At 34.7% G+C, this 666-nt stretch carries 1 protein-coding gene and 1 pseudogene; both read right to left on the bottom strand.

Annotated features, from left to right (window positions below):
- On the bottom strand, positions 1–518 hold a 518-nt coding region (locus V7083_RS22775), incomplete at its 3' end, for a PLDc N-terminal domain-containing protein (RefSeq protein ID WP_335482381.1).
- Positions 519–591: 73 nt separating this feature from the next.
- Positions 592–666, bottom strand: a pseudogene (locus V7083_RS23885) (adaptor protein MecA); the annotation flags it as partial.

Genomic DNA, 666 nt, shown 5'->3' with positions numbered 1-666 from the left:
ATGTAATATTCTAAGTGTATATGATGCCTTGCTCTTTTTAATTCCGCAATGATATGACGAAAAGTTTCCTCTCCATTTGTTAGCACCTTTGTGGCAGTATCAAAAGAAATGGGACTGTTTCCTAGTTTTTGGGCAAGGGTAAATAATGTTCCTTGATGTTCACCCATTAATTTTCGTTTTTCTTCATTTCGTGGGTCATCGTCACCTTCTACCGTTAAAAATGCCTGTTTATCAAGGAAATATTTTTTACGAAACATTTTTTCTTTTCGATAATTGCGACCAAATAACAAGTAGAAAATAAACCCCACTAGCGGGAAGCTTCCTAAAACTACCAGCCATGTTATCGTTTGGGTAGGATGGCGATTTTCCAAAAAGATTACAAAGCCAATAAATATGACTGAAAGCGTAATCAAAACACTAAGAAATCCAAGTACTCCACTTTCCAGCCTATCCTTAAATAAAAATAATAAACCGGACAGTACAGATAGAAATAGGATTACCCTAAATGTATTTTTCAGTGCTCTCACCTTCCAGATCCTTTATTTTTTCATCATGTAAAATACCGATTTCAAAATTGAAATCGGCAGTTTTTTAGCTAAAATGTTTTCGAATTTCCTCGAATACCTGTTCAGAAATGATTTCTTTCCCATATTCTTGAACGCGATG

Source organism: Bacillus sp. JJ1764 (assembly GCF_036962145.1).
Lineage (GTDB): Bacteria > Bacillota > Bacilli > Bacillales > Cytobacillaceae > Neobacillus.
Note: the sequence above shows the minus strand (reverse complement) of the source record. Positions and strands in the feature narration are given on the sequence as shown.